Origin of the sequence: Streptomyces sp. NBC_01017, from assembly GCF_045162795.1 — a bacterium.
Classification (GTDB): Bacteria; Actinomycetota; Actinomycetes; order Streptomycetales; family Streptomycetaceae; genus Streptomyces; species Streptomyces machairae.
This window is the reverse complement of record NZ_CP108683.1, coordinates 7,562,250-7,575,211: the sequence shown is the minus strand read 5'-3', so window position 1 is coordinate 7,575,211 and position 12,962 is coordinate 7,562,250. Positions and strand designations below refer to the sequence as shown.

Here is a 12,962-nt window from a genome sequence, read left to right as displayed (position 1 = left end):
GAAACGGCACACCGAGAGGAACGGACGGACCGTGCGACCCTTGCGCACACGACTGACGGGCGCACTGCTGGCGGTGCTCGCCCTCACCACGGCGACGGCCTGCGGTGGCTCGTCGGCAGCGGACCCGGCGAAGAAGCCGGCCACCACGACGACGACCGCCAACCGGGTCGAGCCCCTGGAGAACACCCCGGCCCCGAGCCTCCCCGCCACGGTCCTTGCGGCCGACGGCAAGAAGGTGACGGTCGAGAAGGCCGGGCGCCTCGTTCCCCTCTCCGGCAGCCTCAGCGAGATCGTCTTCACGCTCGGGCTCGGCGACCGCGTCGTCGCCCGGGACATCACCGCCACGTTCGAACAGGCGGAGAAGCTGCCCGTCGTCACCCGTGGTCATGACGTCTCGGCGGAGAGCGTGCTGTCGCTCAAGCCGGACCTGGTGCTCGCCGAGACCACCACCGGCCCCGAGGAGGCCATGGACCAGATCCGTGCCGCGGGCATCCCGGTCCTCGTGGTCGCCCCGGCCCACGGCCTGGACGATGTCGGCCCGCGCATCCGGGCGGTCGCCGACGCGCTCGGCGTACCGTCGGCGGGCAAGCAGCTTGCCGAGCGGTCACAGGAACGGATCGCCGCCGTACGCAGGGAAGTTCCCCGGCAAAGCGAGAAGCCGCGGGTCGCCTTCCTCTATCTGCGCGGCTCCGCCTCCGTCTACCTCATCGGCGGTAAGGACTCCGGCGCCGGCTCCCTCGTCGAGGCGGCCGGCGCGGTCGACGCAGGGGCCGAGTCGGGACTGGACAAGGACTTCACCGCCATCACCAGCGAGGCCCTCATCAAGGCGGCGCCGGACGCGATTCTCGTGATGTCCAAGGGACTTGATTCCGTCGGCGGCGTCGACGGACTGGTGAAGATCCCGGGCGTCGCCGAGACCCCGGCGGGGATGAACCGCCGGGTCGTCTCGATCGAGGACGGCGCACTGCTGAGCTACGGCCCGCGCACCGACCAGGTGCTGAGGTCGGTCGTGGAGCAGCTCTACAAGAAGAGAGACGCGGCATGACCGTGCTGGAGAAGGCCGCGCCCGAGGCGGTGGCCGAAGTGCCGCCCCGCAGCCGGCACACCACCGCGTTGCTGCTGACCGTCGGCATGAGCGTCGCTCTGCTCGTGCTCGTCCCGCTCGCCGCCGGGATCGGCGCCTACCCGATCCCGGTCGGGGACGTCCTCGGCTCCCTGCAGCACAAAGTCGGGCTCGGGGGCGGCGAGTTGGACCGGGTCGCCGAGTCCGTGCTGTGGAACGTGCGCTTCCCCCGGATCGTGCTCGCGCTGCTCATCGGGGCTTCGCTGGGCTGCGCCGGAGCGCTGATGCAGGGCGTGTTCGGCAACCCGCTGGCCGAACCGAGCACCATCGGCGTCTCCCTGGGCGCGGCCGTCGGGGCGGTGGCCTCCATCTCGCTCGGGCTGACCTTCCTCGGCAACTGGACCCTGCCCGCGATGGCGTTCGTCGCCGGGCTCGGCACCGTGCTGCTGGTGTACTCGATGTCGCGCTCGGCCGGCCGTACGGAGGTCGTGACCCTGATCCTCATGGGCATCGCGGTCAACGCCTTCGCCGGGGCGCTCATCGGCCTGTTCATCTTCCTCGCGGACACCGCCGCGGTGAACCAGATCACCTTCTGGCAGCTCGGCTCCCTCGCCCAGTCCACCTGGCCCAAGGTGACGGCGGTCCTGCCCTGTGCGGTCGTCGGTCTGGTGGCGGCACCGCTGTACGCACGCCGCCTGGACCTGCTCGCGCTCGGCGACCGGCCCGCGCGGCATCTGGGGGTGGACGTGGAGCGGATGCGCGTCGCGTTGATCCTGGTCGTCGCGCTGCTCACCGCTGCCGCCGTGAGTGTCTCCGGGGTCATCGGGTTCATCGGGCTTGTCGTGCCGCATCTGTTGCGGATGGCGGCGGGACCGGGGCATCGGTTTCTCATTCCGGGGAGTGCGCTGGGTGGGGCGGTGGTGTTGCTCGCGGCGGATCTCGCTGCGCGGACGATCGCGGCGCCGGCGGAGCTGCCGCTGGGTGTCCTGACGGCTCTGCTGGGGAGCCCGTTCTTCTTCTGGTTGCTGCGTCGGACTCGGCGTCGACAAGGGGGGTGGGCCTAGGGGGCGTATGTCGACTGCGGGTGTGTGGGGGCTGGTCGCGCCCACGCGGCGGAGCCGCACATTGATACAGCCCCGCGCCCCTCAAGTTCTCCAGTCCCCTTCCCGACAAGGACCCCCTCCTGTGAGACTTCTCCGCCCTCGCCCCGTTCCCCCGGCCCCCGCCGAACCCGGCGACACTCTCGCCGAGACTGAGAACCTCCATGTGCGCCTCGGCTCCCGCGAGGTGCTGCACAGCGTCTCCGTCACCGTCCGCGCCGGCGAGGTCCTCGCTCTCGTCGGGCCCAACGGCGCCGGCAAGTCCACCCTGTTGAGTGCGCTGGCCGCCGATCTTCCGGCCGCCGAGGGTGTCGTACGGATCCACGGGCGCCCGGCGGGCGACTGGTCGGCGCCCGAGCTCGCCCTGCGCCGGGCCGTGCTTCCCCAGTCGGCGTCCCTCTCGTTCCCCTTCGCGGTCGAGGAGGTCGTCCGGATGGGCCGCGCCCCCTGGGCGGCCGTACAGCCCGACGGGGACGACCGTGCCGTCGCCGAGGCCATGGCCGCCACCGAGGTGACGGAGTTCGCTGTACGGCCGTTCTCCGCGCTCAGTGGAGGCGAGCGGGCCCGGGTCGCGCTCGCGCGGGTGCTGGCGCAGCGTGCCCCGCTGCTGCTGCTCGACGAGCCGACGGCGGCGCTGGACCTCAAGCACCAGGAGCTGGTGCTGCGGTTGTGCCGGGAGCGGGCGCGGGCCGGGGACGCGGTGGTGGTCGTGCTGCACGATCTGGGGCTCGCGGCGGCCTACGCGCACCGGGTGGCGATCCTGCGTGCCGGGCGGGTCGCGGCGGACGGGCCGCCGGCCGACGTGTTCTCGGAGCGGTTGCTGTCGGAGGTCTACGACCAGCCCGTCGAAGTGTTGTCGCACCCCCGAACAGGAGCGGTCCTGGTCACCCCGCAGCGCTGATCCCGGGGCAACCTTTGACTTTCCTTTGACTTCTCCATGGGGTCGATTTTGGCCACTTAGGCGATCCTTATGTGCGTTAGGTGAGCCTCACCTTGCTAGTCAGGTGAAGCTCGCCATGCACCATTTCCGGCCATCCCCTGGAGCCTTCATGCGACCCGCCAGACTCTCCGTCGTCACCGCTGCCGCCACCGTGGCGGCCCTGACCGCCGTCACGGGGTGCACTGAGAAAGGCAGCGCGGCGGGCGATGACCGGGTCGTCAGCGTGACCGCGACGGACGACAAGTGCGAGGTGTCGAAGAAGGAGTTCCCGGCCGGGCACGTCGAACTCGCCATCGAGAACAAGGGTTCCAAGGTCACCGAGGTCTACATCCTCTTCCCGGACGACCGCATCGTCACCGAGCGCGAGAACATAGGCCCCGGCACCAAGCAGACGGTGACCGCCGAGGTGAAGGCGGGCGACTACACCATCGCCTGCAAGCCCGGCATGAAGGGCGACGGCATCCGGCAGACCGTCAAGGCCACCGGCAAGGGCGCGGCCGCCAAGCGCGACCCCCGGCTGGACAAGGCCGTCGCCGCGTACCGCGAGTACGCGCAGGAGCAGGCCGACGAGACGCTGCCGAAGGCGGAGGCGTTCGCCAAGGCGGTCAAGGACGGCGACGTCGAGGCCGCGAAGAAGGCCTACGCCACCTCCCGCATCGGCTGGGAGCGCACCGAGCCGGTCGCGGAGTCCTTCGGTGACATCGACCCGAAGGTCGACGTCCGCGAGGACGGCCTGGAGGACGGCCAGAAGTGGACCGGCTGGCACCGCCTGGAGAAGTCCCTCTGGCAGGACAAGAAGCTCACGGCGGAGGACACCACTCTCGCCGACCAGCTGATCACCGACCTGAAGGACTGGCAGAAGCGGGTCGGCAAGGCCGAGATCACCCCGACCTCCATGGCCAACGGCGCCAAGGAACTCCTCGACGAGGTCGCCACCGGCAAGGTCACCGGCGAGGAGGAGCGCTACTCGCACACCGACCTGGTCGACTTCAAGGCCAACGTCGAGGGCGCCGAGAAGGCGTACGAGCTGCTGAAGCCGGTCGCGCAGGAGAACGACCCGGCGCTGGTCACCGAGCTCGACAAGCAGTTCGCGGCGCTGGACACGCTGCTCGACAAGTACCGGGCGGACAAGGCGTCGTACGACTTCACCTCGTACGACAAGGTCGGCAAGGCCGACCGCAAGGAGCTGTCGGACGGCGTCAACGCCCTCGCGGAGCCGCTGTCCAAGCTCGCCGCCGCCGTCGTCGTGAAGTAGGGACACCGTCATGACGGAATCGCCCGAAGGCACTACCTCCCGGCGTGCGCTGATCGGCTGGGGCGGTGCCGGGCTCGCGCTCGGTGCCGTCGCGGCCGGCGGTGCCGTGGCCATGACGCGCACCGGCAACGACGTGGAACCGGTCGGCGCGGCGGCAGGCGGTGCCGTCGCCTTCCACGGTGACCACCAGGCCGGTATCGCCACCCCGGTGCAGGACCGGCTGCACTTCGCCGCGTTCGACGTGAAGACCGACGACCGGGCCGAGTTCGTGCGGATGCTGAAGGACTGGACGGCCGCCGCACGCCGGATGACCGCCGGGCAGGCGGTCGGCGAGGGCGGGTTCGGCGGTCTGGCCGAGGCGCCGCCGGACGACACCGGTGAGGCGCTCGGGCTGAAGCCGTCGCGGCTGACGCTGACGATCGGCTTCGGGCCGTCGCTCTTCGAGAAGTACGGCGAGAGCTTCGGCATCGCGGACGCCCGCCCCGAACCCCTCGTCGAGCTGCCGAAGTTCGCCGGCGACAACCTGGACCGGAACCGCAGCGGCGGCGACCTGTGCATCCAGGCCTGCGCGGACGACCCGCAGGTCGCCGTGCACGCGATCCGCAACCTGGCCCGCATCGGCTTCGGCAAGGTCGTCATCCGCTGGTCCCAGCTGGGCTTCGGGAAGACCTCGTCCACGACCCCCGAGGAGCAGACCCCGCGCAACCTCATGGGCTTCAAGGACGGCACCCGCAACATCGCGGGGACGGAGACCGACCGCCTGAAGAAGTTCGTGTGGGTGGACCCTTCCGAGGGTCCCGCGTGGATGAGCGGCGGCTCCTACCTCGTCGCGCGCCGCATCCGTATGCACATCGAGACCTGGGACCGCACGTCCCTCCAGGAGCAGGAGGACATCATCGGCCGGGACAAGGGCGAGGGCGCCCCGGTCGGCAAGGCGAAGGAGCGCGACGAGCCGTTCCTGAAGGCGATGCTGCCCGACGCGCACGTCCGGCTCGCGCACCCCGACTCCAACCACGGGGCGACGCTCCTGCGCCGCGGCTACTCCTTCACCGACGGCACCGACGGCCTCGGCCGCCTGGACGCGGGGCTGTTCTTCCTCGCCTACCAGCGGGACCCGCGCACCGGGTTCATCCGGATCCAGCGCAACCTGGCCCCCGACTCGCTCAACGAGTACATCCAGCACGTGGGTTCGGCGCTCTTCGCGGTCCCGCCCGGCGTCCGCGACAAGGACGACTGGTGGGGCAGCACGCTGTTCTCCGAGGAGGCGTAGCCCGTGTTCTCCAACTACCTGATCGGCCTGCGCGAGGGGCTGGAAGCGAGCCTCGTCGTCTGCATCCTCATCGCGTACCTGGTCAAGACCGACCGCCGGGACGCGCTGAAGCCCATCTGGATCGGCATCGGTGTCGCGGTCGCGATCGCGCTCGGCTTCGGCTGCGCGCTCGAATTCGGCTCGCAGGAGCTGACGTTCGAGGCACAGGAGGCGCTCGGCGGCTCCCTGTCGATCGTCGCGGTGGTCCTGGTGACGTGGATGGTCTTCTGGATGCGGCGCACCGCCCGGCATCTCAAGGCGGAGTTGCACGGCAAGCTGGACGCGGCCCTGCAGATGGGCACGGGCGCGCTGGTCGCGACCGCGTTCCTGGCCGTCGGCCGGGAGGGCCTGGAGACGGCCCTGTTCGTGTGGGCGTCGGTGCGCGCGGCGGGCGACGGCACCCCGCGCCCGCTGATCGGCGTCGCCCTCGGCATCGCCACGGCGGTCGTCCTGGGCTGGCTGTTCTACCGCGGCGCCGTGCGCATCAACCTCGCCAAGTTCTTCACATGGACGGGCGGCATGCTGGTCGTCGTGGCGGCGGGCGTCCTTGCGTACGGAGTCCACGACCTCCAGGAGGCGCGCTGGGTGCCGGGCCTGAGCGAAAAGGCGTTCGACATCAGCGACACCATCGATCCGTCCAGCTGGTACGGCACCCTGCTGAAGGGCGTCTTCAACTTCCAGCCGGACCCGACCGTCCTCCAGGTCACGGTGTGGCTGCTGTACCTGATCCCGACACTCGCGCTGTTCCTCGTCCCGGTAGGGTTCGCCTCCGGGAAGGGGAAGGTGAAGGCACCTGATGAGCAGGGATCGCGGCCCTCGAAGGCTCCGCAGGCTTGACCGGAGCGCACTGATAGCGGCATCGCTGACCGCTTTGTCGTTGACGGCAAGCGGATGCGTGGTGGTCCACGGGGAGAAGGAAGTGCTCCCCTCGGCCACCAAGGCGGAGGCCGCCAAGGCCCTCCAGCAGTTCACAGCCGCGTACAACAAGGCCGACAAGGCCTACGACAGTTCCCTGGACGCCAACCATGTCACCGGCGCCTTCGGCGCCATCGACGAGGCGCGGCTGAAGGCGGGCAAGGCGGTCAGTCCCGACGGCAACGCGGCGCACGCGCCGCTGGAGCTGTCGGACACCAAGTTCACGATCCCGAAGAAGGCGGGCTGGCCGCGCTGGTTCGTGACCGACGCGGCCGCCAACAAGGGCGGCAGCGCCCGCTGGGTGTTCGTGTTCAGCCGGGACGGCCTGGCCGATCCGTGGGAGGCGGCGTATCTGACGCTGCTGGCCCCCGATGACGTACCGCAGTTCAAGACGGACAAGGACGGCTGGGCCGAGGCCGTGCCCGCGAACTCGTCCGAACTGGCCGTGGCGCCCGAGGACTTGAGCAAGGACTACGTCACCTACCTCAAGGACGGCGGGGACACCTTCGCCGGCGGCCGCCACACCAGCGCCTGGCGTACCGAGCGGTCGCAGAAGGCGGAGCGACCGGGTCTGGTCAGGCAGTACATCGACGAGCCGTTGACGAGCGGCGACTACCAGCCGCTGGCGCTGCGCACGAAGGACGGCGGGGCGCTGGTGTTCTTCACCACGCGCCACTACGAGAAGGAGACCGCCCACACGGGTGCGGCCGTCCCCACCCCGGGCAAGGGCGTGCTGGCGCTGACGAACGGCGAGATCAAGCAGTCGCTGACGATGGAGTTCGTCTCCACCGACGTGGCGCTGGACCCGAAGGGCTCCGGAAAGGTGAAGGTCATCGGCCGGATCCAGGGGATGACCTCGGCGAAGGGCGAGTAGCGGGCCGCCGGGACTCAGTGGCGGCGCACGGGCCAGGCCGCGGAGACGTGATCGGGCTCCTCGCCGACGTAGCGGGCGCAGGCGTCGGTGAGGATCTCCAGGAGGCTGAGCGGGTCGGGCAGCGGGTGCTCCAGGCCGCGTACCCAGTGCACGGACTGGTCACCGGGCAGCTGTGCGGGCGGTACGAGGACGTACGAGCCGCGGCAGTGCCAGCGCAGTCCCGGGTGCTCGTCCATGGTCTCGGGGTGGCAGTCCAGCTCGCAGGGCCACCACTCGTCCTCGTCCTCGGGGGTGCCGCGGGTGAGGGTGAAGAACAGCAGGCGGCCGTCGTCGCTCTCGGCGACGGGACCGACCTCGATGCCGGCGACGAGCAGCCGCTCCAGGGCCTCCAGCCCGGCTTCGACCGGGACGTCCATGACGTCGTGCACCATGCCGGTGGCGGTGATGAAGTTGGCCTGCGGCTGGTGGCGGGCCCAGCGCTCGATCTGGGCGCGGTCGGTGGTGGACTGCGTCTGCCAGGCGAAGGACACCGGGTGCCGGGCGGGCGTGGGACAGCCGACGCGATCACAGGAACATCGGTAGCCGGCCGGGTGCGCGGCGGGTGCGAGCGGCAGTCCCGCCGCCGCGGCGGCGAGCAGCAGGGCCTCCCGGCCACCGTCGCCGGCGGCCTCCTTGGGGCGGCGTCCGCGCAGCCACTGGGAGAGTTTGCCCTGCAGGCCGGTCCGGCCCAACTCCGCGCTCATCTATCCCCTCGCCTCGCTGTCGTGCGGAACAGCATGCCCTATGGTCCCACCATCGTGCGCTTCGGGGGGCCGTAGCGGACAACCGGGCCAGGTGGGGCGAGGCGTACACAGCACCTGGATCATCCGCAATGCGCTGCTTCGGCGCTATTCACGCCCTTACCGCGCGCGCGGGGCGATGCCGTGGAGGGCGTAGTCGACCAGGGTGTCCGTGTACTCGTACGTGATCGGGCCCGTGTACTGGAGCCAGCGCTGGGCGAGCGGGGAGACCCAGAGTTCGAGGGCGATGCGCGGATCGACGTCCTGGCGGACCTGGCCGGCCTCCTGGGCGGCGCGCACCCGGTCGACGTACAGCTGGAGCGAGGGCGCGAGGAGCTTGGCCACGAAGACCCGGCCGAGCTCCTCGTTGACCACGCCCTCGGCGGCCAGGGCACGGGACGGGATCTCGAAGCCGGGGTCCTTGAGCTGGTCGACGGTGAGGCGCAGCACGGCCTTGAGGTCGGCGGCGAGGTCGCCGGTGTCCGGGATGGCGAACTCGTACTCCGGGCCCGCGTCCCGGGACGCCTGTTCGCTCAGGTCGAGGAAGGCCTCCAGCAGGACGTCGGCCTTGGACGACCACCAGCGGTAGATCGTCTGCTTGCCGACACCGGCGCGGGCGGCGATGCCCTCGATCGTGGTCCTGGGGTAGCCGACCTCCCCGACGAGGGCGAGGGCGGCGTCGTAGATGGCCCGGCGGGACTTCTCGCTCCGGCGGGTGCTGTTGGGTACGGGCTGAGCGGACTTCTGAGCTGCCATGGCTCGAATTTATCAGGTTGACAAGACGGAGCGTCTCGCTGGATTCTGAGAGGGCAGACAATCGAGACGATACGTCTCGTCACTCTGTGGGTGGCGAGAACGGATGCGGAGAGGAGCCACACCATGGCCCGAGGCGGAGGAAACATGCTGGGCGTCGGCGGCACCCGCCGGCACCTCGGCCGCACGGAACTGCGCGGCGGCGGCCGCAACGGCCGGATCGGCGGCGGGGTCGACCCTCAGGCGCAGAAGAAGGAGCTGCTGCGCAGGTTCCAGGAGAAGAACGCCGACCACGAGGAGCACGAGCAGGGGGCGGAGGTGTCCCAGGAGAACGAGCAGGCGTCCTAGTCGACCGCCGGCGGCCACGCGTCGCCCCAGTCCGCGTCACGGGCCGCCTTGTAGAGGTCGCCGTGGCGCTTGGTGACCGTCGTGCGGCGCAGGGCCGGTTCGGTCTCGCACAGGTCGAGGAGGACCTGGCCCTTGCGGATCTGCGGCTTGCGGACGATACGGGCGGGGGCCGGGGTGACCGGGCGGCGGGTGGCGGCGACGTAGCTGAACTTCTCGTCCTCGTAGGCGAGGGAGCCGCCCTTGATCTGGCGGTGCAGGGAGGAGCGGCTGACCCTGGCCGAGAAGTGGCACCAGTCCGTGCCGGGGACGATCGGGCAGTCGGCGCTGTGCGGGCAGGGCGCGGCGACATGGAACCCTGCGCCGATCAGGCGGTCGCGGGCCTCGATGACGCGGGCGTAGCCGTCGGGGGTGCCGGGTTCGACGATCACGACGGCCTGGGTGGCGGACGCCACGGTGTCGAGGAGGGTGGTGCGGTCGGGGGCGGTGAGCTCGTTCAGGACGTAGGAGACGGTGACGAGGTCGGTGGGGTCGAGGGTGAGGGCCGGGCCGATGCGGGCGCGCTGCCAACGGGCTTGTCGCAGCGCCGGGTTGGCGGCGGCGATCTCCCTGCCCGTCTGCAGGGCGGGTTCGGCCCAGTCCAGCACGGTGACGCCGCGCTCGCCCGGCCAGGTCGCGGTGACGGCCCAGGTCGCGGCGCCGGTGCCGCCGCCGACGTCGGTGTGGCTGCCGGGGGTCCAATCCGGTACGGCCTGTGCGAACGCCTCCAGCGCCGAGTGGACCGCCTCGAAGGTCGCGGGCATCCGGTACGCGGCGTAGGCCGCCACGTCGGCGCGGTCGCGGAGGATGGGGGCGTCGGTGGGGGTGGCGCCCCGGTAGCTGGCGATCAGCCGCTCCACGGCCTGCGCGGCCTGGCGGGGCGGGAGGCCGTCGAGGAGGGTGGCGAGGCTGCTGCGCAGGGCGTCCGCCGGGGATGCTGGGTCGTTCACCCGGCGATTCTATGGGGGCCGGAGGGGCTGAGTTTCCAGCGCCGGTCCAGGAGATCCAGCCCGTCTGGGGGTGCCCCCTCTGGGAGAGTTTGAGGACGAGGCCCGTTCAGGGCCGATGCGGGGGTCTGGGGGCGGCAGCCTCCAGGAACGGGACGGGTAGGGGCGGCGGGGGCGAACAACGGCCCTACAACGCCCGCACCGCCCGCGCCACCCTCGTCCCCGCCCTGGCCCGCGGCCCGCTGTCAGCAGCCCGCCTCCGCGGATGCACCGTGTTCGCCAGCAGCACCGCAAACGTGTCCGTCACCGGATCCACCACCAACGACGTCCCCGTGAACCCCGTATGCCCCGCCGCCCCCCGCCCCGCCAACTCCCCCATGAACCAGGGCTGATCCACTGCGAACCCCAGCCCGGGCGCGTCCAGCAGCAGCTCCACGAAGTCCGGGCCGAGGATCCGCGCCGGACCGTACGCGCCGCCGGAGAGCAGGGCCCGGCAGAAGACCGCGAGGTCACGCCCCGTGGAGAAGAGGCCGGCGTGGCCCGCCACCCCGCCCAGTGCCCAGGCGTTCTCGTCGTGGACGACACCCCGCAGCATCCCCCGGTCCGCCTTGGCCCACGGCCGCCGCTGGTCCTCGGTCGCCGCCGCAGCGGGGCAGGGGCCGAAGTGGGTGGCGGTCATGCCGAGGGGCCGGGTGATCCCGTCGTGGATCAGGACGTCGAGCGTGCGGCCGCTGATGCGTTCCAGGACGTGTTGCAGCAGCAAGAGGTTCAGGTCGGAGTAGCAGTACGTCCCCGGCACCCCCACCGGCGGCTCCGCCCGCAACCGCTCCAGCCGCTCCGCGTCGTCCGCGCAGTCGTACAGCGGCAGTTCGGGCCGCATCCCCGAGGTGTGCGTCAGTAGCTGACGCACCGTGACGTCATGCCGGGCCGCCGCGCGGAAGTCCGGCAGATACGCCCCGACGCGCGCGTCGATCCCCAGCGTGCCGCGCTCGATCTGCTGCACCGCGGCGACCGAGGTGAAGAGCTTGGTGAGGGAGGCGAGGTCGAAGGGGGTCGAGGTGGTCATGGGGACCTGCCTCTCGGGCGGCAGTTCCACCCCGGCGTCCTTCCTCTCGTCGAAGGAGGCATACCGCACCGCCCAGCCCACGGCCTCCTCGACGGCGAGGTAGGGTCCCCGCCCGACGATCAGCACCGCCCCGGCGGCCCAGGGGCGGGAGCCGGTCGTGAGGTCGTGGACCTCGCGGACGAGCTGACGGATCTCCTCGGGGTCGAGTCCGGCCCTCTCCGGCGTGTCCCCGCGCAGTCTCGGCGCGCTCAGCTCTCTGCTCCCTCCGCACCCGCACGGCTGTTCCAGGGACGGCACATTCCCATGAAGCAGGCCAGGGCCACCAGTGCTGCGGCCAGTTGGACGACGGCCATCGGGACGGCGGTGTCCTCGCCGGCGATGCCCACGAGGGGCGAGGCGATGGCGCCGACGAGGAAGGAGGACGTACCGAGCAGCGCGGACGCGGACCCGGCGGCGTGCTTGGTGCGCAGGAGGGCGAGGGCCTGGGTGTTGGGCAGGGTGACGCCCATCGCGGACATCAGGACGAAGAGTGCCGCCGCCACCGGTACCAGTCCGACCTCGCCGAAGACGCCCAGCGACATCAGCAGCAGCGCGGTCGCGGCCAGGATCACCACGGCCAGCCCCGTGCCCAGCACCCGGTCCAGGCTGACCCGCCCCACCAGCACCTTGCCGTTGATCTGGCCGACGATCACCAGCCCGACCGAGTTGAGCCCGAACAGCAGGCTGAAGGTCTGCGGCGAGGCCCCGTAGATCTCCTGGATCACGAACGGCGACGCGGCTATGTAGGCGAACAGTGCGGCGAAGGCGAACCCGCCGGCCAGCATGTACCCGGCGAAGGCCCTGTCGGCGAGCAGTCCGCGCATGGCCCGCAGGGCCTCACCGACCCCGCCGCTGTGCCGGTCCTGCGGCGCCAGGGTCTCGGGGAGGCTGCGCCAGACGAGGGCGGCGAGCAGTACGCCGACCACCGTCAGCACGACGAACACGCCCCGCCAGTCCGTGACCCGCAGGACCTGGCCGCCGATGAGCGGCGCGACGATCGGGGCGACCCCGGAGATCAGCATGAGGGTGGAGAAGAAGCGGGCCATGGCCACGCCGTCGTACAGGTCGCGTACGACGGCCCTCGCGATCACGATCGCCGCCGCCCCGGCGAGGCCCTGCGCCAGCCGGAAGGCGACGAGGAAGCCGATGCTGGGCGCGAGCGCGCAGAGCGCGGTGGCGACGACGTACACGGCAAGGCCCGTCAACAGCGGGCGCCTGCGGCCCCATCGGTCGCTCATCGGGCCGACCACCAGCTGCCCGAGCGCCATGCCGGCCAGGCAGGCGGTGAGCGTGAGCTGCACGGTCGCTGCGGGCGCGTGCAGGGACCCGGTGACCTGGGGGAGCGCCGGGAGGTACATGTCCATCGCCAGCGGAGGTGTCGCCGTCAGGCCGCCGAGGATGAGGGTGACGAGCAGACCGGTGGTCCGCAGGGATCGGGTGGGCGGTCTGTCCGTCTTCGGTACGGCCGACCGCGACACGTCCGGTATCGGCTCCGCCGGCTGTATCGGCCCCCCACTGTCGCCCATGCGCCCCTCCCT

13 protein-coding genes are annotated in these 12,962 nt (G+C 71.3%); 8 read left to right on the top strand and 5 right to left on the bottom strand.

Going from position 1 to position 12,962, the window contains the following annotated elements; all coding sequences use genetic code 11:
* Window positions 1-31: 31 nt before the first annotated feature.
* The 7 genes from OG331_RS34820 to OG331_RS34790 all read left to right on the top strand — a co-directional run bounded on the left by OG331_RS34820 (window position 32) and on the right by OG331_RS34790 (window position 7,456).
* Window positions 32-1,045 (top strand): hemin ABC transporter substrate-binding protein, encoded by a 1,014-nt coding sequence (locus OG331_RS34820; protein ID WP_406203662.1) that lies wholly within the window; start codon window positions 32-34, stop codon window positions 1,043-1,045.
* Window positions 1,042-2,127, top strand: a complete 1,086-nt coding sequence (locus tag OG331_RS34815; RefSeq protein WP_406203659.1) for a FecCD family ABC transporter permease — start codon at window positions 1,042-1,044, stop codon at window positions 2,125-2,127. Before OG331_RS34820 ends, OG331_RS34815 begins: the two co-directional genes overlap by 4 nt.
* A 121-nt stretch (window positions 2,128-2,248) precedes the next feature.
* Complete coding sequence (locus OG331_RS34810; RefSeq protein WP_406203656.1) at window positions 2,249-3,064, top strand: heme ABC transporter ATP-binding protein; 816 nt, start codon at window positions 2,249-2,251, stop codon at window positions 3,062-3,064.
* Between the two features lie 148 nt (window positions 3,065-3,212).
* On the top strand, window positions 3,213-4,358 hold the full coding sequence (gene efeO, locus OG331_RS34805; RefSeq protein WP_406203653.1) for an iron uptake system protein EfeO: 1,146 nt from the start codon (window positions 3,213-3,215) through the stop codon (window positions 4,356-4,358).
* 10 nt (window positions 4,359-4,368) lie between these two features.
* The gene (gene efeB / locus OG331_RS34800; protein ID WP_406203650.1) at window positions 4,369-5,628 is read left to right on the top strand and encodes an iron uptake transporter deferrochelatase/peroxidase subunit; all 1,260 of its coding nucleotides are present in this window, start codon (window positions 4,369-4,371) and stop codon (window positions 5,626-5,628) included.
* Window positions 5,629-5,631: 3 nt separating this feature from the next.
* Window positions 5,632-6,504, top strand: a complete 873-nt coding sequence (efeU, locus tag OG331_RS34795; protein ID WP_406203647.1) for an iron uptake transporter permease EfeU — start codon at window positions 5,632-5,634, stop codon at window positions 6,502-6,504.
* Window positions 6,464-7,456: a hypothetical protein gene (locus OG331_RS34790; RefSeq protein WP_406203645.1), complete on the top strand. Its 993-nt coding sequence runs from the start codon at window positions 6,464-6,466 to the stop codon at window positions 7,454-7,456. The genes efeU and OG331_RS34790 overlap by 41 nt, the downstream gene beginning before the upstream one ends.
* Before the next feature lie 14 nt (window positions 7,457-7,470).
* On the opposite strand, the gene OG331_RS34785 is transcribed toward OG331_RS34790, so the two are convergent.
* Both OG331_RS34785 and OG331_RS34780 read right to left on the bottom strand, forming a co-directional pair.
* Window positions 7,471-8,199, bottom strand: a complete 729-nt coding sequence (locus OG331_RS34785) for a bifunctional DNA primase/polymerase (RefSeq protein ID WP_406203642.1) — start codon at window positions 8,197-8,199, stop codon at window positions 7,471-7,473.
* Between the two features lie 156 nt (window positions 8,200-8,355).
* Window positions 8,356-8,991 (bottom strand): TetR/AcrR family transcriptional regulator, encoded by a 636-nt coding sequence (locus tag OG331_RS34780; protein ID WP_406203639.1) that lies wholly within the window; start codon window positions 8,989-8,991, stop codon window positions 8,356-8,358.
* A 123-nt stretch (window positions 8,992-9,114) separates the two neighbouring features.
* Between OG331_RS34780 and OG331_RS34775 the strand changes: the two genes are divergently transcribed.
* Complete coding sequence (locus OG331_RS34775; protein WP_406203636.1) at window positions 9,115-9,336, top strand: DUF6243 family protein; 222 nt, start codon at window positions 9,115-9,117, stop codon at window positions 9,334-9,336.
* Here the strand turns inward: OG331_RS34775 and OG331_RS34770 are convergent.
* The 3 genes from OG331_RS34770 to OG331_RS34760 all read right to left on the bottom strand — a co-directional run bounded on the left by OG331_RS34770 (window position 9,333) and on the right by OG331_RS34760 (window position 12,950).
* A complete protein-coding gene (locus OG331_RS34770; RefSeq protein WP_406203633.1) occupies window positions 9,333-10,322 on the bottom strand; it encodes a small ribosomal subunit Rsm22 family protein in 990 nt (329 codons plus the stop codon). The genes OG331_RS34775 and OG331_RS34770 overlap by 4 nt on opposite strands.
* A gap of 184 nt (window positions 10,323-10,506) precedes the next feature.
* A complete protein-coding gene (locus tag OG331_RS34765; RefSeq protein ID WP_406203630.1) occupies window positions 10,507-11,682 on the bottom strand; it encodes a serine hydrolase domain-containing protein in 1,176 nt (391 codons plus the stop codon).
* Window positions 11,634-12,950, bottom strand: coding sequence for a multidrug effflux MFS transporter (locus OG331_RS34760; RefSeq protein ID WP_406203627.1), 1,317 nt, complete (start codon window positions 12,948-12,950; stop codon window positions 11,634-11,636). Before OG331_RS34760 ends, OG331_RS34765 begins: the two co-directional genes overlap by 49 nt.
* Window positions 12,951-12,962: the final 12 nt, after the last annotated feature.